Genomic DNA, 23210 nt, shown 5'->3' on the forward strand with positions numbered 1-23210 from the left:
GGCGCCCGTTCAAAACTCGATTCCCGCCTGCGCGCGGACGCCCTGATCGCGGAACGGGTGCTTGAGCTGCGTCATCTCTGTGACGAGATCCGCCATGTCGAGCAGTGCGTCGGGCGCGTTGCGGCCGGTGACGATCACATGCTTCATCGCCGGTCTTGCCGCCAGCACATCCAGCACTTCGTCCAACGGCAGATAGTCGTAGCGCAGGACGATGTTCAGTTCGTCGGCCACCACCATCGCATAGGCCGGGTCGGCGATCATCCGCTTCACTTCCTCCCACGCTGCGCGCGTCGTCGCAATGTCTCGCGCACGATCCTGCGTATCCCAGGTGAAGCCTTCGCCCATCGGCTTGAACTCCACCAGTTCAGGGAAAGCGTCGAACACCGCCTTTTCGCCGGTGGCCATGGCGCCCTTCACGAACTGGATCACGCCCACTTTCTGCCCATGGCCGATGGCGCGGACCACCATGCCGAGCGCGGCGGTCGTCTTGCCCTTCCCTTTGCCAGTATGGACGATCAGCAGGCCTTTTTCAGCCGTCCGGCTGGCAACGATCCTCTGCTGGGCCGCCTGCCTCTTGCGCATTCGCGCCTTATGCTCTTCCTCGCTACGTTGCATCGTCCTGATCCCGTTCCGCGCCGGGGCAACAGGCGGGGCGAGCCATGATCATCCCGATAAAGGGACGGGCGATGGCCGGACAGACGCCCTGGGGCGGGCGCTCGCCCCGGACGCATGACCGCGCGGCCCCAGCCGCATCACGCACGTCGCTCAGACGGATACAGACCGTGCCCCGGCCAATCCCTGGGCCAAAGGCAAGAGCGACCAGACGCCGGCAGGTCTCCTGGCTCGCGGGTCAGGGCTTGATGCACGCCTTCCCAGGCCAGGCGGAAAACGCGGCAGGCCCAGTGGCTGCTTCCCTGCTGGAAGGAAGCGCTGTGCATCGCGCTCGCCGCTTACAGTTGCAGGGACAGCTGCGGATTTGGGCATGTGGCCGCCAAGGCCCCGCCCGCACCGCCTTCCCATTTTAAGCCTCTTTCGAGGCACCGGCGCGATCTTTGCCCGGACATCGGCGATGCCCGGATGCCCAAGCCGATAATGGCGGCGATGGCCAGCCGCAACTTCTTTCGCAAGGGCGTGGTTTTGGAAGGCCGATCAGATCGGCACCGCGGTCGTATATTTGACCTGCGCCAGCGCGAAATGCGACGATCCGGTCGCCACCGAAGGATGACGCAGCACGGTGCGCATCAGAAAGCGGGTGTAATCCTCCACATCGGCGACCAGGATGCGCAGCAGATAATCCCAATCGCCGGACATGGAATAGCATTCGATGATCTCGTCCCGCGCGGCGACAAAGCCTTCGAATGCCTCTGTCGTTTCGGCCAGATGGTTCTTGATCTTGATATGGCAGATGACATTGACGCCCCGGCCGACCCGCGCCGCGTTCACCAGGCGAACGGGTCGCGCCAATATGCCGTCCGCCTCCAGCGCACGCATCCGCCGCCAGCAGGATGCGGTGGACGCGCCGACCCGATCCGCCAGATCGGCATGGCTGATTGAGGCATCGCGCTGCAGTTCGTGCAGCAGCTTTCGGTCGATGGCGTCGAGGGGACGGGCTGCGGTCATCGTCTGCGCCCTTTGCCGTGAAAACCCGATGCGCCGATAATGTTCATGATGAAATGTCCGCAGCCTTTGCCTTAATTAGGAAATGATGTTATCTTGAATGGCCTATTTTCCGCAAGCTTTGAGATGGGCATCCGCGAAATCATGCTAGGCTGCACTCATGGCAGAGGATAGTGCACCGCCCGCGGGCGCGGCTCCGGACTGGACGATATCGCAGGACTGGGCGTCGTACAGTTCCGAGGAGCATGCGGTCTGGGACCGGCTGTTCACCCGCCAGTCGCGCATGTTGCCGAACCGGGTCGTTCCCGCCTTCATGGAGGGGCTGGATGTGCTGCGCATGTCTAAATCCGGCATCCCGGATTTCGACGAGCTGAACGAGCGGCTGTTCCGTGCGACCGGATGGCAGGTGGTCGCCGTGCCAGGCCTGGTGCCGGACGCGATATTCTTCGAGCATCTCGCCAACCGCCGCTTCGTCGCGGGACGCTTCATCCGAACCCCTGATCAGTTCGACTATCTGCAGGAACCGGACATCTTCCACGATGTATTCGGCCATGTGCCGCTGCTCGTCCATCCGGTCTTCGCCGACTATATGCAGGCCTATGGCATGGGCGGGCTGCGCGCCGCTAAACTGGGCATGATAGAGGCCCTCGCCCGTCTCTACTGGTATACGGTTGAATTCGGCCTGATCCGCGACGGCGGAGACATCAAGCTGTACGGCGCGGGCATCATATCATCCTACGGTGAAAGCCTCTTCGCGCTCGACGACCCGTCGCCCAACCGCATCGGCTTCGATCTGGAGCGGGTGATGCGGACGCGCTATCGCATCGATGATTATCAGCAGAGCTATTTCGTAATCGACAGTTTCGATGACCTGCTGCGACAGACGCGCGATGCCGACCTTGGCCCGATCTACGAGCGATTGCGCGGAATGGACACGATCGCGGAAGACGCAGTGCTGCCGACCGACGGGCTGCTGCATGCCGGGACGCAGGCCTACGCGGCTGCAAGGGCGAGCGGCTGACTCGAGCTAGGCATTACGGGGCCGGCGCAGATGCGCGGCTTTCCCGGGGCGACCGATCGCAGGCCGATCTGATATATCTGTCCGACTGGACCATGACGGGCAATCGCGCCATCTTGATCCGCACCATCGTGGTTGTGGTGGAGGAAGACATGGTGACGGGGAACGCGTATTCATGGGTAGTTCAGCGGTGAGCGGCATGGATGCACGGGCAGGGGATCGTGCCACCGGCGATGCCGTTGCAGCGCGGCGGCCAAGTGCCGTCGAAGCGGCGCCGGCAGACTGTATGGAGTATCCTATGAACCGACGCGATCTTCTCGCCATGGGCGGCAGCGCCGCGCTGCTGGCTGCCGCCGTGCCCCGCATCATTCCCACCGCCGCAGCTCTCGACGATCAGCCCGGATCGCTGCGCGCGCGGGCCGACCGCAAGGGGCTGCTGTTCGGATCGGCGGTCAGCGGCCGGGCTCTGGGCGATCCGCGGCTTCAGCAGGTGCTGATCGCCGACGCGAACATCCTGGTGCCCGAAAATGAGTTGAAATGGGACGCGGTGATGCCCGCGCCTGACGTTTACGACTTTTCGCGCGCCGAGGCGATCTATGCCTTCGCCAAGGCGAACGACATGAAGATGCGCGGCCATACGCTGACCTGGTATCGTAGCGAACCGGCCTGGGCGTCGGACCGGATCGCCGGGCTGAGCGCCGCGCAGGCCGGCCAGTTCCTGGAGGACTATGTCGGCCATGTCGTCGGTCACTGGAAAGGCCGCATCGCCCAGTGGGACGTGATCAACGAGCCGACAACGGCCAAGGGCGCGCTGCTGGAACAGCTGTGGTCCGGGAAGCTGGGCGAACGCTATATGGACATAGCGCTTCACGCCACCGCGGAGGCCGACCCAAGCGCGCTGCGGATGATGAACCAGACGCTGATCGCGCAGGAATGGTGGTGGGAGGACAAGCAGCGCGACGAAACGCTGCGGGTGGTCGAGGGGCTGCTGAAACGCGGGGCACCGCTTCAGGGCTTCGGCTATGAAGCGCATCTGCGCACCGCCTACGCCTTTTCGGAGGGCAAGTGGGCGCGGTTCCTGGAGGAACTCAAGCAAATGGGCCTCAAGTTCATGATCACCGAACTGGACGTCGACGACAGCGGCACGATCGGCGATCAGGACAAGCGGGATCAAGCGTCGGCCGCGCTGGTCAAGTCATTGCTCGACGTGTCGCTCAGCTTCGATCATTGCCTGGGCGTGCTGACCTGGGCAGCGGGGGACCGTTATAGCTGGCTGATGCAGGAAAAGGACCGCCAGCGCAAAGACGGCATGCCGCTGCGGCCCACGCCTCGCGACGCGAATTTCCGGAAGAAGCCGATGTGGAATGCGATCGCGCAGGCACTGGACGCGGCGCCCGCGCGCTGAGGCTCAGCGCCCCTCGGTCCCCATCGCGGCGGGATAGGTCGCGCGCAGCTTTGCCAGAATGGCGTCGGCGACGACCGCGGATCCCGGCGCGGTCAGGTGGCCATAGTCGAACTGCATCGGCTCACCCGGGCGCGCCTGCGTGCGGCAGCGCCCCTGCGCGTCGCACAGGAGGTCGATGAGCGAGAGATAGGGCGTGCCGGTGCGCGCAGCGATGGCGCGCATCTGGCGATCCACTATGAACATCTCGTCCATCAGCATCCGACGCGGCAGATCTGCGTCGTCCCGCCGCCGGGCGGCGAGGATGAGGCGGGGCAGCTCCGTCTCATATTGCGGGATCGGGCCGACGAGCAACGGGTGCGACCGGCGGACCAGCGGATCGCGAAGCGTTTGCTCGACGCCGTCCAGCACGCCCAGCCGCCAGCGGGACGCCAGGATGAGCGCGGCGGGGCGATGATTCCTGAGCCACCCCGTCAGCAGGCCGCCGATCACCGCTTCGCAGCTCCCCGGCTTCATCCGCTCAGGGATGCGCGCGACGCAGCCGATCGCCGTCGCCTGCACCAGATCATAATGCCCCGCATAGCGGGCAAGGCCGGGCCACAGATGCGCGGCATGGCTGTCCCCGACGAACGCGATGGCGGGCTTGTTCGTCGTGGCGAGGCAGTTTTCAGGCTGGTAGGCGCTGTTCCAGCCGACCTTGAAGCAGCGTCCGGCGCGGTAGGCGTCATCGCCGCGATAGAATAGATAGCCTGCCAGACGCCTGTCCTGGGCATCATAGCGCGACAGGCCGTTAGCGATCGACGGCAGCACCAGCGCAAGGGCAATCAGGCCGGCGATGGCGGCGGCTCCGCCCCACAACACGCGCGGCGTCGGCCAGCCCCGGCTGGCCACCCGGAACGGGCGTTCGACATACCACCAGGACGCGACCGAGAGGATCAGGATCACGGCGATCATGGCGACTTTGGCAGGGATGCCGTGGCCTATGAACAGGCCGCTTTCGGCAAAGACGATGACCGGCCAGTGCCACAGATAGAGCGAATAGGAGATGAGGCCGATCTGGCGGAACGGCGCGCCGGCGAGCCGCCTGGAAACCCAGGTGTCCGATCGGCCGGCATGGATCAGCAGCGCCGCGCCGACGCAGGGCAGGGCTGCGGCAAGGCCCGGAAAGGGCGTGGTTTCGGTGTAGAATTTGACGGCGACGGCGATCATCCCCAGCGCTGCGACGCTCATCAGTTCGGCGAGCCAGCGGCGCGACGGCGCGTGCCGCGACACGGCGAGCCATGCGCCGGTTCCCAGTTCCCAGGCGCGTGTGGGCAGGAGGTAGAAGGTCGCGGAAGCATCGCGCGGGAGCAGCCAGATCGCGCAGGCGAAGGACAGGATGGTGATGACGACGACCGTCACGAGGATGAGGCCATGCCGCCGCGTCGCCAGCAGTCCGATCACGAGCGGCCAGGCCAGATACCATTGCTCCTCGACAGCCAGCGACCATGTGTGGAGCAGTGGTTCGGACAACGCGCCGAGATTGAAATAATCGGTGGCGAGATAGAAGCTGATGTTGGACCCGAACAGCGCCGTCGCCATCAGCGACCGTGCATAGCGCTCCCATTCACCCGGCAGCAGCCAGATGACCGCGCCCACGGACGTGCACAGCGCCATGACGATGAGCGCCGGAAAGATGCGCAGAATGCGGCGGCGATAGAATTCGGCGATCGAGAGCTGCCCCATCTGCGCGTCGCGCAGCAGGATGCCGGTGATGAGGAAGCCCGAAATGACGAAGAAGATGTCGACGCCGACGAAGCCGCCCCGAAACCCCCGGACGCCTGCATGAAACAGGACGACCGGGATCACGGCCAGCGCGCGCAGACCGTCAATGTCGCCGCGATAGGCAAGGTGCGCCGATGGCGCCGCGGCCGTGACGATGTGGCGCATATCGTCGGCGCGAGAAGCAGGGGTGGCCGGCAACGCTATGGCTCAGGCCACCTGCCCGCCGACACTCCGCTGAGCGCCGGCCGGCAGCGATGCCTGCCAGATGTCGGAGAGGCTGGCGCTGAAGGACTGAAGCGAGAAGCGGCGGTGGTAAAGGGCGAGACCATTGTCGCTGAGGGACTGGCGCAACGCCGGCTCGCGCAGCAGCGCCGCGATTCGCCCGGCCAGTGCGGAAACGTCGCCCGGCTGACAGAAGAGCACGTCCTGCCCGTCGGTCAGCACTTCGGGAATGACGCCGACCGGCGTGGTCACGACCGGCGTGCCCAGCCCCAGCGCCTCCAGTATCACGAGCGGCAGGCCTTCATGATAGGAGGGCAGCACCATGATGTCCGACGTGGCGGTGACTTCGCGTGACCCTGCCTGGTCGAGCCATCCGGTGAAGCGGCAGCGGTCGGCGATGCCGAGGTCCGCCGCCTTTGCTTCGAACATCGCAATGTCGCCCGGCCCTGCGAAGGTCATGCGCCAGTCGGGCACATCCGCCGGAAGCTGCGCGAGAGCGGCGAGCAGATCGTGCGTGCCCTTGCGCTGGCCAAGGCTGCCGAGGAACAGGATGTCGAGCGGCTTTGTTCCGTTCGCGTGAAGGCGGTGCGGCGGCGTCGCGACCGGCACGCCGTTCCAGAGAATTTTGGCGCGTTCAGGCTTCACGCCCAGCCGGTCGATCACCCAGCGCCGATAGCGTTCGCCAAGGACCACGACCGCCGTGGCGCTGCGGAATACGAAGCCGAGCAGCGCCAGCGCCGGGCCGGGCATTTGCTCCAGTTCGACGGCATGGAGATGCAGAACCGTAGGAAGGCGCAGCAGGCGGGAAAAGAGCGTCACCACCGACTTTCTGGCCGCAGACCCCTTGTCCCCTATATTGACGTGGACGAGCAGAATCTCGCGCCGATGGCGGAAGATGGTGCCCAGCGCCTTAAGGAGCAGAAACAGCGACTGGAGCTTCGTCGATTCATCGCGGGTGACAAGGTGAAGCGTCCGCAAATCGGGCCAGGCCGATGGCGCAGCCTCGATAATATAGTCTTTCACCCTGCCCATGCCACCGCCTGCCGCGCCTTGGGGCGCAGCGATGAAGACAATGTTGCGTCGCACGTTCAAGACAGCCTCGCTTTCTGCGGGTCCGTGGTTGCCGGTTCCGTGCATCCGCCATATGGGAATCAGGGCGATTGGACGAATCCGGCGGGGCGGACATGACTTTCCTCCCTCATCACAAATAAAGCAGACGGGAGCAACGTGCGTGAAACGCAGGATCGCATTTCATTTTTTCAGTCTGGACCAGGGCGGCGTCGAGCGGATGCGAATCGCCCTTTCGCACGAATTGCTGGCGCGCGGCTATGATGTCGATTTCGTTCTGGTCAAGAAGCAGGGAGAGTTGCTGCCCCTGGTGCCCGCAGGCGTCCGCATCGTCGATCTGGGCAGCAGCCGCACCGCGACCAGCCTGTTGCCGCTGGCCCGCTATCTGAAGAAGGAACGGCCCGACGCCCTCTTTTCCAGCATGGGACCGCAAAATGTGATGGCGATCATCGCGCGGCGGCTGGTGGGTGCGAAGGGCTGGCTGGGCGTGATGCAGCATAATGCGCTGTCGGCGGAGGCCAAGGCGGGCATTTCGCTTCAGCAGGCGCTGGTGCCACTGTCGTACCGTGTCTTCCTGCCCGGCGCGGACGGGGTGTTCGCCGTATCGGCGGGCGTGGCGGATGATATGGCGCGCGCGACGGGTTTCGAACGCGAGAAGATCGGTGTGCTCTACAACCCGGCGTGCCCCGAAGGGCTGGACCCGGATGCCCTGCCGCGGGTCGATCATGCCTTTTTCGACAGCGGCGATCCGGTCGTCATCGGCTGCGGCCGGCTGGTGGCGCAAAAGGGATGGGATACCCTGTTGCAGGCGTTCGCGCAGGTGGTCGAACGGCGAGCGGCACGATTGCTGATCCTGGGCGTCGGTCCGGAAGAAGAAGCGCTTAAAGCCCAGGCGGAGGCATTGGGGCTGAGCGACCATGTGGCGTTCATGGGATTCCAATCCAACCCCGCGGCATGGATGGTGCGGTCCAACCTGTTCGTCATGAGTTCCCGCTACGAAGGATTCGGCAACGTGATCGTCGAAGCGCTGGCGGTCGGCACCGCCGTGGTCAGCACCGACTGCAACTACGGCCCCTCGGAAATATTGGACGGCGGGCGATATGGGGCGCTGGTGCCGGTGGGCGATCCGGCAAGCATGGCCGATGCGATCGTCGCGTCGCTGGAAAAACCGGTGGACCGCAAGCGGCTGATGGCGCGGGCAAAGGAATTTTCGGTCGCGCATGTGGTCGACAATTATCTGCGCGCGGCGTTCGGCGACGAGCAGCGCCAGGCGGCGTGACGCACGTGGCCTAACGCGGATCATCCTTGTCGGCATTGACCCGGCCGATCGCCGCCGCCACTGCCAGCCGGAATTCCTCTCCCGCCGCGCGAACCCACCGCATCATGTTGGCATGGCGGATGGCGCGCCACGGAGCGCGCATATCCTCGATGCAGGCGATCACCAGCATCAGCACGAATTGCATGAACTGGTCGGTCGCCATGATCGAGCTTTCGGTCACATTATGGCCGATCGAAAAGAACAGGATCGCGAACATGAGCGCTCGGTATCTGTCGGGCAGATCCGCCTCGAAGATGAGCTTGGCCAACGGCACGACGAAGATGGCGAGGACCGACAAGCCAAGCCCGATCAGGCCGAGTTGGGCGGTGATGTCGAGATAGCCGTTATGTCCTTCGGCCACCTGAAGGAGAATCCAGCGCTGGCTGGTATAATGGCTGAGCGGGCCGCTGTCGCCCACCGCCCAGAAGGAGGCGAAGCCCGCGCCCAGCATCAAATGATCCTGAATATAGTCCACAAGGATGCGCCAGATCTGGATGCGTCCGGTGAAGGCATCCTGACTGCTGCCGAGATAGGAGAGGTAGGATGGCAGATAGGTGTCGATCACATAGGCGAGTACGCATCCCGCCACTATGGCACCGGGTACGACGAGCAGCCGCACCCGCGGATGGTAGTTTTTGACGATATAGCCGCCCAGGATTGCGGTCAGCGAGAGCGCCATCGACGTCTTGGAATTGGTCTGAATGAGGAAGAATATATCCGCCGCGATCAGGCCCAGCCGGACCACCAGCGGCATTTCGCCGATGCCGAAGACCAGCAGGAACAGGGTGAGTGCGCAAACCGGCCCGGTGATATTCTTGTGCGGCACGATGCCGCGCCACGCCCCCAGCAGCGACGGATCGTTGCTGTCGGCGCTCAGGTGGATCGCCGCCACAGGCTTGAGCAGGACCGCCAAATAATTGGCGATCAGCATCGCAATGCAGCAATAGCAGAGAATCTTGAGGAACTGCCGGTAGCCCAGCGCGTCGACCGCGCGGAAGATCGACCAGATGACGAGGAATGTCAGGATCAGGCGTCGCAGCGATACGCCCGGCGCCGCCGCCCAGCCCAGGCTGAGGACGCACCAGCCCAGCAGTATGATCATGCTCAGCGGGAAGCGCAGAAGGCCGGCCGGATTGATCAACGGCCGGCTCGCCGCCAGCACGAGGCCTGCGCAGAGGAACAGGATGACCTGCCGCAGCGCGCTGCCGCCTTCTCCCGCGCTTTGGCTCACATCCATGTCGCCCTGAAGCGGCGTCAGGCGGGTGGCCGTCGCAAACAGCAGGATCGCGACGGCGATGATAGCGAGAGCGCGGTAATAGCGGGAAAAATCCAGTCTCCGGCGACCGGGATAATAGGCCATAATTTCAGGACCGGGCGACCAGCACGCATCCCGCCGCGATCAGCAACGTGCCGCCCACGCGCAGCGGCGTCACATTTTCGCCCAGGATCACGAGTCCGAACACCATCGTAAGGATGAACCCCAGCCCGACGAACGGATAGGCCATGCTGAGCGGGGCGCGCGCCAGCACCGACAGCCACAGGATCGCACCGATGCCGTAGAGCGCCAGACCTCCGATGACGAGGGGCTGGAACAGATAGGCGAGCAGGTCGCCCGACCCCTGCGCCCGGCCAACGCCGATCTTGAGCACCAGTTGGGCGGCGGCCGACAGCGAAACCGAAACGATGATGAGGAGAAAGAGAAGCGGGCTCAACGTGGCGGTCTCCGTGCAGCGGCGATCCTTAGTAGCGATTTCGGCGGCCGACGCCAGCGGCCAGCCCCGCGGGCATCGCCGGAACGAGGCACGGGCCAGCCCAAGTCAGGAGGCGGCAAGCATGATGGTGACTATGCCGACCAGGCACACGCAGCTTCGCCAGTCGCGCAGCGCGAAAGCGATCGGATCGTCATCCATCAGCCGCCGGTGCGCCAGCATCAGCACGCGCGCGATCCAGTACATGAGGATGGGGCAGATGAGCCAGAGCAGCGTGGGATGGCGATAAAGCTGGCGCACGGAATCGGAGGAAACGTAGAGCGCGAACACCGTGACCGCGTTGAACCCTGCCGCCGCCGCCAGCGTCGCGACGATCGGAAGATCGGCGACGCGATAGTTGCGGTTGCTGGGATCGGGGAGAGAGGCGTCGAGCCGGACCGACAGTTCGGTATAGCGCTTCACCAGCGCCAGCGAGGTGAAGATGAACATGGAAAAGCCGAGCAGCCATTCCGACATCCAGATACCGACTGCCGCCGATCCGCCGATGACGCGGATCGAATAGAGCATGGCAAGGACGATGGCATCCACCAGCATCTTGCGTTTGAGGCTGAAGGAATAGGCGCAGGTGAGCAGAAAGTAGCCCATCAGCACGGCGGTGAAGGGAAGGCCGACCGCAAGCGCAATCGCAAAGGCGCTCGCCAGCAGCAGCCCCGCGACGGCGATCGCGGCAAAGGGCGAGACGAGCCCGGCGGCCAGCGGGCGCAACCGCTTACGCGGATGCGCGCGATCCGACTTGAGATCCACCAAGTCGTTGATGATGTAGACGCTTGACGCGCAGAAGGAGAAGGCGACGAACGCCGCAAGCGCCAGGAGGATGAGGCCCGGATTGATCGTGTGCGATGTCAGCAAGGGTACGAAAACCAGGCCGTTCTTCGCATATTGATGGACGCGCAGCATCTTGTGCCAACGCTTCCACGAGCGGGGCGCAGGCGAAAGATGTTCCGCGTCACGATGGCGCGACGCGATCTGCCGGCGGACCCCGCCGTCGACGTTGATCGCGATGCATCGGCGTGCCACCGCCCAGACCGGCAGGTCCGCCTTGCTGTTGCCGATATAATCGAAACCGCCCTGCCCGAACATTTCGACCAGCCGTGCCGCCTTGGCGTGGCCGGCCAGATTGACGACGCCGTCCGAGGCGAGCCAGCCGGCGAATATGCCCAGATGTTCGGCGATCGCGCGGACATGGTCGGCATGACTGGCGGAGGCGAGATAGACCGGACGGCCAAGCGCGCTCTCGCGGCGGATATAGTCCAGCACCGCGTCTTCGAAGGGTAGGGTGGATGCGTCGATGCTGGCGGCGTCCGCGATGGCGGCCTTGAACTCCGCCTTGCCGCGCAGGAGCGCTGGGATCAGCCGCCATGCGTTGCGCGGATCGGCGCCGACCGCGTGGAAGAAGGTTTCGACGAGCAGGTCCGACCGGATGAGCGTGCCGTCGAGGTCGACGACCAGCGGCACCGGCCCGGCGGCGCTCCGGGCGCCCGGTTCCATCAAAACGCCGTCCTGCACTGCCGGATCATCCAATTGCCCCATATTCCCTTTGGCCTGAAGGCCGTTCCGCTTCCCCGCCGATCGTGCTTCCTCGCCGCGGAGCGCCATGCTAGCATCCCATTCGCGGGTACGAGCATCCTTTTCGTCCACCTGTCCCCATATACTGTATTCGACGGAAGGTAAGAGATGCTTAATGCCTCCCCCGCTTCGCGCAGTCATGGCGTCCGCCTTTCTTCCGGCCTGTTGATCCTGGCCGCGACCCTGATCGTCTGCCTGCTGGCGATCGACCGGCAGAGCTTCTGGATGGATGAGCTAGGCACATGGCAATATGTGGGCGTGCATGGTCTTCGCGCATGGTTCCGTGGCTTCCTTGCCATTCGCAATTCCGATGGCCAGTTGCCGCTTTATCATTTTCTGGCGTTCGGCTGGTCCCGGCTGTTCGGTTCGGCCGAGATCGCGTTGCGCAGCCTCAACGCCGCACTTCTGCTTGTAGGCATGGCGGCGATTGGCTGGACGCGGGGCCTGCCGCGCGATCTCGTCACCCGCTGGGCGCTGCTGCTGCTCTGCAATTGCTTTGTCTGGGCCTACCTCAACGAAGCGCGGCCCTATGTCATGCTGGTTTCCGGCTCCATCTTTTTGACGCTCGCGCTGCTGCGGGCCTGGACGATGCGGGGCGAAGCGGGCGTGCCGGCGATGGGGCCGGTCGCGATGCTGTTCCTGACGGGTGCCTTGCTGAGTTTCGGGGCGTCCCCCATCGCCGCGCCGTTCATCGCGGCGCACATGGCCGCGATTCTCTGGCTGCACGGATGGAGGGGCATCGCCGGTCTCCGGCGAATGGGGGCGGGACCGATTCTCTATGCGCTTGCCTGTCTGATGGCGGCTGGCGTCATCACCGCCCTCATCCTCTTCAGCATGGCGAAGGGCGCGACGCCTGAAACGCGCAACAGCACCAGCATCGCGACGATGCTGTTCGGGTTTCTGGAAGTCATGGGCGCTGGCGGCTACGTGCCGGGGCGCGATCTGCTGCGCGTTGCGGGAGTCCACGCGCTGGCCGGCTGGCAATGGGGGATGCTTGCGCTGCTGAGCGCGGCCTGGGCGGCGACTGTCTTGGCAGCGCTTGCGGGGCGGCATCGCGCGCTGGTGCTCATCCTTGCCGGACTGACCGGCTTTTCCATGCTTTGCGTGATCGGCGCGGGCTATGGCATCGGCTTCCGCATCGTGGGCCGTCACTTTGCCTTTGCCGCGCCGCCCATGATGCTGGTGATGGCGATGGGATGCGAGCGGCTGGCGCAAGGACGACGCTGGGTGGTTCCGGCGCTCGCGCTGCTGTTGCTCGGCTCGACCGCCGCGTTCCGCCTGGATAGCGCGCACCGCAAGGACGACACCGCCGCCGCCGCCGCGCTCGTCAAGGCTGCGCAGGCGCAGGGCGAGACAAGCTGGTGGGTCGGGGGCTATCTCGTGCCGCTCTACTTTGACGTGCCCACACGCTCGTTCGATAGAACGGTGCAAGCCGGGATAGGCGCGATCAAGGCGGAGGGCCAGGACGACTGGGCCGCGTCGATGGAGCGCCTGCCCTCGCCGACCCTCATCTTGGTGGAGCGACCGGAGGTGAACGATGCGCATGGCTCGTTCGCACGCTATGCGGCGCGGCACGGCTTGACATATCGGGTCGCGATGCGCGGCTATGTCGCCTATCGCGCGCCCTAGCGCCGCTTGCCACGCGCTTGCCTGCCGCTATGCTCCCAATGACGCAGGGCACTCGCCCGACAAGGAGGCATGATGGATCGCGCCGGCAATGCAAGGAAACGCAGCCTGCTGCGCCCACTGGCAGGAATGGTGACGGCGTTGCTGCTCGTGCCCTTCGTCGGTCCGGCAGAAGCGGATGACCGGCGTCCCGGTCCCGGATGGGAGGGGAATGAAAAGGCGCTGCCGGCCGGCGCTATCGTCCTGCCGGACAAGGAAAATTATTTTCAGGGCCCCTATATGGCCTTTGCCAGCCCCTGGTCGGCAATGTTCGATCCGCGTCTCAGGGCCGGGGTGGACTTCCGCGACAAGATCATCGTGCAGCCCGCGACATTCCCCGACGGCACGACGATCCGTACACGCTGGCCTGTGGCACGACCAGAGAAGTCCGGCGTCTGGGGCTATCATTTTGTCGCCTACGGCCATTATGACGGCAAGGATCCCCCGCCAGGCGCGATTCCGCCGAAGAAGGTGCGCGATATTGCCGAGTTGAAGCAGAGCTTCCGTTTTTCCTATCGCTACAGCCCAAATTTCAACCTGCTGAACGAATTTTATCTCACCCGCCTGCCCGGCGACTTGAGCGACAAGCTGTTCGAAATCGGCTTCTTCCTTCATGTGCCGCCGGTGACGCTCGATTTCATCCGCGCCGTGGGCGTCAACGAAGGCGACTATACCGACAGCCAGGGGCGACGCTGGGGCATCAGCAGGCACGAGAAGTTCATCCGCATCTACCCGCTCGATGCGCGGGACGTGTCCGAAGGCACGCTCGACGTGCGCGAGTTTCTGCATGTCCTTGTCGAACGCAAGGTGATCACAGGGGAGGAATGGTTCAACGGCATCGCCTTCGGCACCGAGCCGGTCGCGGGCGCGGGTCAGACCGAGCTCGAAATCCACCAGTGGAAGGTCGGTTACCGCTAAGAGCGGCCGCTATTCCGAAAGGCTGCCGAACAGCTTTTCGCTGCGAGGCGGGCGGACCGATATGCCTAGCTCGTCGAATAGGCTTGCCTTGCGCCGCAGCAGCTTGCGCTGGCCCAGGATCTGGACCATCGCGACGCACTGCACCACCACCATCGACTTGACGCCGAAAGCGAGCGATCCAGCGGTCACCACCAGGAACAGCAGCACCATGTAGAGGGCCGAACGGTCCATCTGCCGCGTCATGCTGTAGAAGAGCCAGGGAAGCGCGATCATCATCGGCAGGACGCAAAGCAGACCGTAGGTGATGGTGAGGGCCGCCCAGGCGAGTTCCAGACCCGCAGGCGTATTATAGAATTTCGCCATGGCCATGCGGTCATAGAAGTTCATCCCGAACAACAGGTCGTTGGTCGGCACCGAAAACAGAATGTCTACAGCGGCGTTGCGAGTCTGGGCGCTGTTGCCGTCATTGGAGAAGCGGTCGAGCGTGCTGTCGACGAAATCGATCGGCAGGAAGATCAGGCAGATGCCGATAAGGACGATCGATAGCGGCATCATCCGCTGCGACCAGGTGACGTTGGCTTCGCCTTCCTTGCGTCCGCCGATAAGGGCGCTCAGGATCATGATGGTCGGCGTGAACACCAGCGCCGCGCGGCCGCCGAAGGCGAACATCGCGGCGGCATGAAGCGCGATTTCGGGCAGCCGGTTGGAAATCTTCGATTCGCCCCGCCGCGCCGTCACCAGGTAGACGAGGAGCAGCCCTGTCAGCAGCGAGCCGTTCAAGGGATGCGCAACCAGCGCCGCGGCGCGATTGTCCGTGGTCTTGTCCAGGAAACTGGGAATGAAGCGATGGCCGACAAGCCTTTCACTCAGGGCCATCAGCGAATTGATGATGAAAAAGCCCCGGAGCGGGATTTCCCAGCGGCGCAGATCGTCGGCGCTGACGCAGCGGGCACAGACATAATAGAGCGCCGGAGTCATGAAATTGGTGATGACGGCCGTGACCTCTCCCCCGGTGATGCCGGTCAGCATGATGACGACGGCGCGCGCGAAGAGGATGAGCGTGGCCACCGCGAAGAGGATGAAGGGCAACGAGGACACGGTCTGGATGACCCGGCGGGGGAAAGCGGCGGTTCCCACGATAGTGGTCAGGATGATGATGTAGGTCGCCGGATGGATGCGGGTCAGCAGCGGCCCGCTATCGTCCGAATAGCGCCAGCCTGCGATATCGAGGAGATGCGCGCCCAGCAGGAACAGCGATACGGTCGCCAGCAGGAACAGGATGTTGAACAGGCGCGCCATGAGTCCTCGTCAATAAGGCTGGGATGCAGTGCCCGACCGATCCATTATCGTTTCGGACCTAGAGCATTGCTGATAGCCTGTGCAACCAGCTTGTTGCCATAGCCCGTCCAGTGTCGGTCGAGCGGCGCGTGATCGAACGGGCGATGGTCGCGCGCCCATGCGGCGGCGAAGACCGGCGCTGTGTCCACGACCCTGAAGCCACGCGCTTTCGCCTCGTCCTTCAGCCGCGCTAGCGCCAGGCCGTCGCGCGTCTTGCACGGCGAAGGCTTGCGGCCCATCTGCTGATAGGCCGTGCGATCGGAATCAAAAGTCAGCACGATCCGGTCGGGGCTGAGCCGCAATGCGCCCGGAAGCGCCGTCAGCCAGTCGTCGATCAGCCTGCCGTCCTGAGCGGAAAGCGTTGCACGGGGGCAGCCGGACGCGCCGCCTTCGTCTGCGAAACCGGAGGAGAAGAGCGACTGGAGCGAGAATTTGAGGTTCATGCGCACATAGCGGTAGAGCGCGGAGCGGCGGCCGATCTTTTCGGTGAGGCCATAGGATTTGCTGGGCGTGTAGGCGATCAGCGCCGGCGTCTCGCTCCAATGATACATCCCCGCCTGCGGCGCGAATCCCTCCTCGAAATCATGGGAAATGATGACGAGGGACGCCCATTGCAGGCGGTAGCGCTGGCCGACGATGCGGGCGAGGCCCAGATAATGCGGCAGGCTGGCGCCGCTCACGCCGAAATTATAGATGGCGGTGCCCGGTTGCCCAAGACTGCGCGCGATCGAGGGCGCGAGGCGTTCGTTCTCGGTGGTGCTGAGCCCCTCGACATAGCTGTCGCCGATCACCGCGCCCACCTGCGCGCCGTCGCGATAGGGGAAGGGGGCGGTAAAGCCGCTCGCATTGATCGTGCCGTGGGTGGCATGCCGCAAGTCCCAGCCGAACGACATGGTGGTGCGCGCGCCCGGCTCCAGCCGGCGCGTCTGCCATTGTGGCGAGGGGGGCGCGAGCGCGATACCGTCCGGCACCGGCAGCGCCTGTAGCAGCGCTTCGGCGGCGACGAGCGCGGCAAGCGCGCCGCCAGCGAGGAAGATCAGCTTCTTCATGGCGTTGCCGCTCTCCTCCGCCCTAGAAGTTGAAATAAATGAAGGCGGCGTTCTCGCGTGAGGCCGCGACCAGCGCCAACCACACCACCAGCATCGCCCAGACGCCGAGGCCCGCAACGATCAGCCCTGCCCGGCCGCCCGCCAGCCGGCGCTCGATCGCGGGGCGGATGCGCTCCATGATGACGGTCTGCGAATTGGGCAACGCGACGGTGAACAGCACTAGAGCGCCGAGCAGCGTCCATTGCTGCGGACTGCCCGCGAGCAGATCGGCGCCTGGCGCGGCACCCGCCATCGCCTTCAGCATGAACAGCGCGCCATCGACGCTCGTCGCACGGAAAAAGACCCAGGCGATGAGCACGCCCAGCATGGTGAGCGCCCAGCCCGCCGCACGCATCGGCCACCCGCCCCGGCCAGCGATTCCGGCCTTCTGCATGACCCAGCGCCAGCCGTGGTTGAGCACCAGATAGACGCCATGCAGCGCGCCCCAGATAACGAAGGTCCATGCCGCCCCATGCCAAAGCCCGCCCAGGATCATCGTCACGGCGAGGTTGACGTAGCGCCGCACATTGCCCTTCCGGTTACCGCCAAGGGCGATGTAGAGATAGTCGCGCAGAAAGCGCGAGAGTGTCATGTGCCAGCGCCGCCAGAATTCGATGATGCTGGTCGAACGATAGGGCGAAGCGAAGTTGTAGGGCAGTTGGATGTTGAGCAGCAGGGAGATGCCAACGGCCATGTCCGAATAGCCCGAAAAGTCGAAATAGATCTGGAGGGCATAGGCGATCGCGCCTTCCCAGGCATGCAGCATCCCCACTTGCCCGAGGCTGGCAGCGGCGAAGGCGTGATCGGCGATGATCGAGATATTGTCGGCCACCAGCACTTTCTTCATGAGGCCGAACAGCAGGAAAAGCGCGCCGAGTGTGAAGTTGTTGAGCCGGAGTCGATAGGTGTCGCGATCGGCGAACTGCGGCATCATTTCCGAATGATGCAGGATCGGGCCGGCAATCAAATGCGGAAAATAAGTGACGAACAGTCCGTAATGCACCAGCTTCGGCTCATGCGCCTTCCCCTTGTAGGCATCCACCAGATAGGCGATCTGCGTAAAGGTGAAGAAGGATATGCCGATAGGAAGGATGACGTTCAGTACCGGCATAGGCACGCCCGCTGCGCGCACATTGTCGGTCAGGAAATTATAATATTTGAAGAAAGCCAGCGCGAGCAGATCTACGACGATCGCGGCGATCAGAATATGCCGGGCGCGGCCCGTCCCGGCATGGCGCACGATCCCGAGTCCCGCGATGAAGTTGAACAGGATCGAACCGACCAGCAGCGCCAGATAGGCGGGCACCCAATAGCCGTAGAAGGCCAGCGACATGGCCGCCAGCCATGCGGCGGCTGCGCCCGGCCCCGCCTTGCGCGCGATCAGGAAGAAAAAGACGAGCGTGACGGGGAGATAGACGAACAGGAACAGCCCGGAGGTGAACAGCATCGTCGAATAGTCCCCACAGTGGAAGCGTCCACCCGCGAAGAGCAGGCCCGTTCACATTCGGCAGGGCATCAAAGCTTCTCGCGGTTCAGGCTATGCCGTGTCCTGTTCGCAGCCGCAAGGCTCAATGCTTGATTCTGTTCGCCAGTGCAGCATAGCGCCGCGCCAGACTGGGCCAGGACCGGCGTTCGAGCGTGAAAAGCCGGTAGGCCATGGCAAGTTCGGTCCACCGCTCCGCCGGCGTCGCTATGTGACGCAGGATGGCGTTGGCGACGCTGTCCGAATCGACGGGCGGCGCAATCACGGTCGAAGGCATTCCTTCTTGAATGAGCGAGGTGATGCCGCCGGCTTCGCTCGCGATGATCGGCCGCGCGTTCGAGGCGGCGAGCAGGGCGACACCGCTTTGCGAAAAGAAATCCCTGTAGGGCATCAGCAGCGCGTCGCTTTGGGCGATCAGGTTAGGGAGCGCGGCATCGTCGACATAGCCGATCTGCATCGTCACGGCGTCAGGTGCGGTGAGCGCGAGCGCCAGGCATTCGTCGGCATAGTCCGGTTCTTCACGATACACTTCGCCGGCAACGACGAGATGGACGTTAGCGCCGGCGCGCCGCGCGGCGATACATCCTTCGATCGCTTCGCGAACGCCCTTATTCCGGCGCACCGTGCCGAAGGCAAGGAGCTGACCGTTGCCGGGGATCGGCGCGGCCTGCGGAAAAGCGAAGTCGCCATGCTCGATCACATCGACGACGACGCGCAGGCGGGGAAAGGATTCGAGCAATTTCTGCCGCGACGCCTCGCTCAGCACGACGACGGCGTTTGACAGATAATAGCATGCGCCATGCGATGCCTTTTCCACGCCCCTCCAGCGAGCCGGAAAGCGCCAGCCGTGGGGAATGGGATCATGGGCGATGAAAATGACGCGCGCGCCGGTGAGGCGCAGCAGCAGCAGGATCGGCAGGAACAGCAACAGTGGGTCGGGAATGGTGATGATGAAGGTGCGCGCGTAGAGGCGGGCGTGGAAGAGCGCCACAAAGCTGCCGAAAATGCGGCGCAGCGACCGAAACGCACGGACCAGCCGCGGCGCGGGCCCAACGATCTCGCGCACGGGCCGCAGGCGACGCAGGCGCTCGCGCGGCTGTTCCATATTTGCATTGTCGACGACCGGTGAAACGAACGTCACTTCGGCACCCGACGTCAACAGGCCGTCGACCAGTTCCTGAGCGAACAGGCCGGTTCCCGACGCCCGCCATGCGCGGGTGTAGAGGCAGATCGGGTCCGGTTTCTCAACCGCCGCGGCGCTATAAGGCTCCAAGGCGATCACTCGCTTGGGAGCGACGGGATTCGTCGACATCAGCCACCCTAACAAACGTCGCCGCAACAATCATAGCCCCGGCGTACAACTGCATTGATCAGGTTGCTCCATCATCAGTTTTTCGAGGGGCGTCGGACTTATCGCACTCATTTTTTCTGAGGGGAAGCACCTTAATCCATTCATGATCAAATATTGTGCGGAAACGCAGCCGATTTGTTTCTGGGAGCAACATATTTGCCGCTGCGACCTTCGCGAAATGCCTCGACTTTCTTCCACCCTATGAATCTATGATCCTTCAAAGCTCCAGCGTCCGCCGTAGCGCATAGGCACACCGCTAGACATGGGTTATTTGCCTTATGATCCCATCATCTGCTTAACATTTCTCAAATCGGCAGTTTTTATGTGCATCGACGACGATTTTCGCGCCGACCCAGGTGCTCTCGACCTCCAAACGCGTCCGCGTCCGAAATGATCCTATCTCGTCTGGCCGATACTCTTTTTTTCTTCGCGAGTACTATGATGCCCCGGAGCAACGGGTAAGTTGGCGAGAGCGGCTTTTCGATCTGGCGCAGACCCGGCCAATCGTGTTTAACCTTGCCGCCGAAACCGGCGTACGCTTGCGCGGAAGGGGAAAGATGAAACGGCACGGGGACGCATATGGCGCTACGCATGGTTGGCGGCAGCATGCCGGACCGATCGAACTGTTGCTTTTTTCGCTGTGCGTCTACCTGACGACGACGCCGTTCCTTTTCATCCTGACCAAGCAGAATCCCAATCTCCCGGCGCTGATCAACGTCGCGACGATGCAGCAGGAAACCCAGTCCATGCTGCTGGTCTACGTTGTGCGCGGCCTGGTGGCGCTGATCGGCGCGGTCTTCGTGGCGCGGCGGTTGCGCCAGCTCAAGGCCAATGCGCGTCAGTTGCTGCCGCTCCTGCCCTTCCTCATTTGGGCAGCGCTTTCATCGCTCTGGTCGGACGATCCGGGCGTCACGGCGCGCAGTGTCACGACGCTGGCCGTGCTGTGGGCGGGCGCCTATTTCTTTGCGGTGCGGCTCGACGGCACCTCCGCGGCGCGCGCGGTCGTGGGCGGCGGCGCGCTCGTCGCCGCCACTTGCCTAGGCTATGTGGTCGTCGATCCGGCTTACGCCATCCACCAGCTGACCGACGCCACGCAGTTCGTCCATGCCGGCGCCTGGCGCGGCGTTTATCAGCACAAGAATTTCCTCGGGCATGTCGCCGGCTTCTTTGTCATGGCGATCTTCTGGGCCGACCGCAGCACCATCCCCTGGCCGCCGCTCAAATGGGCGCTGATCGGTCTGCTGCTGCTGCTGGTGATCAAGTCGACCTCCGCCAGCGCGGTGCCGATCATCCTCATCACCTGCGCGCTCGTGTGGATTCTGGTCGTTGCGGACCCCAAACAGCGGGTGAAGGCGCTGTTGGTGCTGGCGCCCGCGATAGTCGCGCTCTATTGGGGCACGACTGCGATCCTGACGGCGCTGGGTCGCGACATGACCTTCACCGGACGCACCGAAATCTGGCAGATCGCGATCGATTCCATCTTCACGCGGCCGTTGCAGGGTTATGGCTTCGTTTCGATCTCCTACGGCAATTTCTCCTACAGCCTGATGCATCAGGCTGGCGTGTTCGACCCGCACAGCGCCTATCTCGATCTGGCGCTGGGCACCGGGTTCATCGGCCTCGTGCTGTTCCTGCTCATCCTGCCCTTCGCCTGGTATGCGGCGCGCAGGCTTTACCTCATGGGAGGAGGGGAGCGGCAGGCAGGACTCATGCTCATCAGCATCACCATCGGCTGGCTGGTGTCGGGCTTCACCGAATCGAGCAGTCGGCCGCTGACGGCCATGGGAGGACTTGGCCTGTTCACGCTGGCGGTGCTGGTGTCTTTCCCGCGCAGCCGCGAACGCGCGAGCGCAACGGCCGGTGGACATAATCCCTTCGCCGAAATGCGGGCCCGCGCGACGCAAGGCTGATCTCGAAGCGATTTTCAGGCGCGCGCGAGCCTGTTCAGTGCGCGCCAGACTGGTCCTGGCAGAGCCGCACCCATGGGTGCGATCTCGCCCCGCCGGAGCGGCCTCCCGATCGCGACGAGCAGCAGGAACAGGCCACCGCCCGCGATGCCTAGCGCGAGCGCGGCAAGGGGCCGGGCATCGGTTTCGCGCACGAGCGTGGCACCCCCGCCCGCCAACAGCAGCATCAGCAGCGTGATCGCTGTCGTGACCGGTAGGTCCACCGTGCGCCGGATGCCGACCCGGCACAATGCCCGGTGCATGATCGCCAGCCGGCTGAGCGAATCGCCCACCGGGCAGGCAAGCAACGCGATCATTCCGAATCGGGGCGCGATCAGGATGGCAACGCCGATCCATAGCAGCGAGAGGATGAGCGTCTTCCCCAGCACCGCCGTCGCATTGCGCGCGACGGCCACGATCTCGAACGCGCGATAGGTCGAGGTGGTGACGAGATAGGCCAGCAGCCACGGGAGCCCGAAGGCCGCGCTGACATAACGCCCCCCCGTCATCAGACCGACGAGCGCTTCGCCCGCTACCGCCGTCCCCACGACCGCTGCACCGATGACGATGAGGTCGATCTTGATGACGAGCGCCAGTGTCGCCTCCAGCCGCGACTGGTCGCCGGTGCGGTCGAAATGGCGCATGACGGCAGGCTCTACGAAGGGGAATATGAGCATCCCCGGCGTGTAGCGCTGGAAGCTCACTGCGAGAGTCTGGATGAAGGAGAAGCCGGCGAATCCCGCCACTGACAATGTGCGGCTCGCCACCAGCCGGATGGTCGCCGGGCTGGACGCGAACCAGGCGAGGGCGCTGGCATAACCGCTCGCCGCGATGCCGAGAAACTCCCGCCGGTCGAGCGCGCGTGCTTGCGCGGGACGCGGCGGCATCGCGCCAAGTGCGACCCGGATGCGCGCCAGCAACAGCAGAACCGCCGCAACCGACGTTGCGGAACCGATCCACAGCAGGGCCGCCGCCGTCGAGGCCCAGCCCATCGCCGCCCCGATCGTAACGAGCGCCAGGCGGATCGCCGCTTCCCCCACTAGCGCCAGTCGCGAAGCCTGCTGAAGGCCAAGCGCCAGCGCCATCGCGTCCGTGTCCACCTGTGCCACGCTCACGAGGATATAGGCTGCGCTGGCTGCGATATAGGCCGGCGCAAGATCGTCCGGCGCAATCCAGCCGCAGGTGCGCGCGACCGCGAGCGCCAGCATCATGGTCAGCAGGGTGGCAACGAAACGGAACGTCATGATCGCGGCGATCAGCCGCCCGACCGTCACGGGCCGTAATGTCCAGCCGGCCTGCCCCACATATTTGGGAATGAGGCGCGGCACGCCGAAGGACAGCACGGTCTGCATCAGCACGGCGAGGGCGAAGACGATGGCGAAGCGGCCATATTCAACAGGGACCAGCAGCCGGACGACGAGAAGCTGGAACGCCATCAGCAGCGCGAGGGAGAGGAGGCGTCCGCTCAGGAAAACGACAATGCCGGAGCGTGCCATGGTCGGGTGCCTCCAAGGCCGGGCTGGCCGGCAAGCGGGCTAGCGTTTCGGTCAGGCAGGGTCAATCGGAGGCATGGAAGCGGCGGCATGACTGTCGCGGATTTTTTCCGTGGCGCAGCAATTGTTTTTCGCCAATAAAGTAGGGGATGCGTGGGTGCCCGCCTTTCCGGCTCAGGGCGCG

18 protein-coding genes and 1 riboswitch are annotated in these 23210 nt (G+C 64.3%); of the genes, 6 read left to right on the forward strand and 12 right to left on the reverse strand.

Annotation, left to right across the window (positions count from 1 at the left end):
• Positions 1–9 precede the first annotated feature (9 nt).
• Positions 10–615: a cob(I)yrinic acid a,c-diamide adenosyltransferase gene (cobO, locus tag ACFQ24_RS19540; protein ID WP_380914272.1), complete on the reverse strand. Its 606-nt coding sequence runs from the start codon at positions 613–615 to the stop codon at positions 10–12.
• A 196-nt stretch (positions 616–811) separates the two neighbouring features.
• Positions 812–1060: riboswitch (cobalamin riboswitch) on the reverse strand.
• Positions 1061–1149: 89 nt separating this feature from the next.
• Positions 1150–1620, reverse strand: a complete 471-nt coding sequence (locus tag ACFQ24_RS19545) for an Lrp/AsnC family transcriptional regulator (protein WP_380914274.1) — start codon at positions 1618–1620, stop codon at positions 1150–1152.
• A gap of 157 nt (positions 1621–1777) precedes the next feature.
• Here ACFQ24_RS19545 and phhA point away from each other — a divergent pair, with 157 nt between their 5' ends.
• A complete protein-coding gene (gene phhA / locus ACFQ24_RS19550) occupies positions 1778–2638 on the forward strand; it encodes a phenylalanine 4-monooxygenase (protein ID WP_380914275.1) in 861 nt (286 codons plus the stop codon).
• Positions 2639–2933: 295 nt separating this feature from the next.
• Entirely contained in the window at positions 2934–4040 is a 1107-nt protein-coding gene (locus tag ACFQ24_RS19555) for an endo-1,4-beta-xylanase (protein WP_380914277.1), read from the forward strand.
• Positions 4041–4043: 3 nt separating this feature from the next.
• Here the strand turns inward: ACFQ24_RS19555 and ACFQ24_RS19560 are convergent, their stop codons facing one another.
• A complete protein-coding gene (locus ACFQ24_RS19560) occupies positions 4044–5966 on the reverse strand; it encodes an acyltransferase family protein (protein WP_380914279.1) in 1923 nt (640 codons plus the stop codon).
• A gap of 42 nt (positions 5967–6008) precedes the next feature.
• Entirely contained in the window at positions 6009–7109 is a 1101-nt protein-coding gene (locus tag ACFQ24_RS19565; RefSeq protein WP_380914281.1) for a glycosyltransferase family 4 protein, read from the reverse strand.
• A 145-nt stretch (positions 7110–7254) separates the two neighbouring features.
• Here ACFQ24_RS19565 and ACFQ24_RS19570 point away from each other — a divergent pair, with 145 nt between their 5' ends.
• A complete protein-coding gene (locus ACFQ24_RS19570) occupies positions 7255–8370 on the forward strand; it encodes a glycosyltransferase (protein WP_380914283.1) in 1116 nt (371 codons plus the stop codon).
• A gap of 10 nt (positions 8371–8380) precedes the next feature.
• Here the strand turns inward: ACFQ24_RS19570 and ACFQ24_RS19575 are convergent, their stop codons facing one another.
• The 3 genes from ACFQ24_RS19575 to ACFQ24_RS19585 form a co-directional block, all read right to left on the reverse strand.
• Positions 8381–9769 carry an O-antigen ligase family protein gene (locus tag ACFQ24_RS19575; RefSeq protein ID WP_380914285.1) on the reverse strand — a complete coding sequence of 463 codons (1389 nt, stop codon included), beginning with the start codon at positions 9767–9769 and terminating at the stop codon, positions 8381–8383.
• A gap of 4 nt (positions 9770–9773) precedes the next feature.
• A complete protein-coding gene (locus tag ACFQ24_RS19580) occupies positions 9774–10121 on the reverse strand; it encodes a permease (RefSeq protein ID WP_380914287.1) in 348 nt (115 codons plus the stop codon).
• 105 nt (positions 10122–10226) lie between these two features.
• Positions 10227–11774: a UbiA family prenyltransferase gene (locus ACFQ24_RS19585; RefSeq protein ID WP_380914289.1), complete on the reverse strand. Its 1548-nt coding sequence runs from the start codon at positions 11772–11774 to the stop codon at positions 10227–10229.
• 78 nt (positions 11775–11852) lie between these two features.
• Between ACFQ24_RS19585 and ACFQ24_RS19590 the strand changes: the two genes are divergently transcribed.
• Complete coding sequence (locus tag ACFQ24_RS19590; RefSeq protein WP_380914291.1) at positions 11853–13373, forward strand: hypothetical protein; 1521 nt, start codon at positions 11853–11855, stop codon at positions 13371–13373.
• 69 nt (positions 13374–13442) lie between these two features.
• A complete protein-coding gene (locus tag ACFQ24_RS19595) occupies positions 13443–14327 on the forward strand; it encodes a hypothetical protein (protein ID WP_380914293.1) in 885 nt (294 codons plus the stop codon).
• Positions 14328–14336: 9 nt separating this feature from the next.
• Here ACFQ24_RS19595 and ACFQ24_RS19600 read toward each other — a convergent pair whose 3' ends face one another.
• The 4 genes from ACFQ24_RS19600 to ACFQ24_RS19615 all read right to left on the reverse strand — a co-directional run bounded on the left by ACFQ24_RS19600 (position 14337) and on the right by ACFQ24_RS19615 (position 19548).
• On the reverse strand, positions 14337–15626 hold the full coding sequence (locus tag ACFQ24_RS19600) for a VpsF family polysaccharide biosynthesis protein (RefSeq protein WP_380914294.1): 1290 nt from the start codon (positions 15624–15626) through the stop codon (positions 14337–14339).
• Between the two features lie 44 nt (positions 15627–15670).
• Positions 15671–16714, reverse strand: coding sequence for a hypothetical protein (locus ACFQ24_RS19605; protein WP_380914296.1), 1044 nt, complete (start codon positions 16712–16714; stop codon positions 15671–15673).
• A 22-nt stretch (positions 16715–16736) separates the two neighbouring features.
• On the reverse strand, positions 16737–18200 hold the full coding sequence (locus ACFQ24_RS19610) for an MBOAT family O-acyltransferase (RefSeq protein ID WP_380914298.1): 1464 nt from the start codon (positions 18198–18200) through the stop codon (positions 16737–16739).
• A gap of 121 nt (positions 18201–18321) precedes the next feature.
• On the reverse strand, positions 18322–19548 hold the full coding sequence (locus ACFQ24_RS19615) for a glycosyltransferase family 4 protein (RefSeq protein ID WP_380914300.1): 1227 nt from the start codon (positions 19546–19548) through the stop codon (positions 18322–18324).
• Between the two features lie 596 nt (positions 19549–20144).
• Between ACFQ24_RS19615 and ACFQ24_RS19620 the strand changes: the two genes are divergently transcribed.
• Positions 20145–21497: an O-antigen ligase family protein gene (locus ACFQ24_RS19620; RefSeq protein ID WP_380914302.1), complete on the forward strand. Its 1353-nt coding sequence runs from the start codon at positions 20145–20147 to the stop codon at positions 21495–21497.
• Positions 21498–21511: 14 nt separating this feature from the next.
• On the opposite strand, the gene ACFQ24_RS19625 is transcribed toward ACFQ24_RS19620, so the two are convergent.
• Positions 21512–23029, reverse strand: a complete 1518-nt coding sequence (locus tag ACFQ24_RS19625; RefSeq protein ID WP_380914304.1) for a hypothetical protein — start codon at positions 23027–23029, stop codon at positions 21512–21514.
• Positions 23030–23210 lie beyond the last annotated feature (181 nt).

This window comes from Sphingobium olei (assembly GCF_042678845.1).
Lineage (GTDB): Bacteria > Pseudomonadota > Alphaproteobacteria > Sphingomonadales > Sphingomonadaceae > Sphingobium > Sphingobium olei.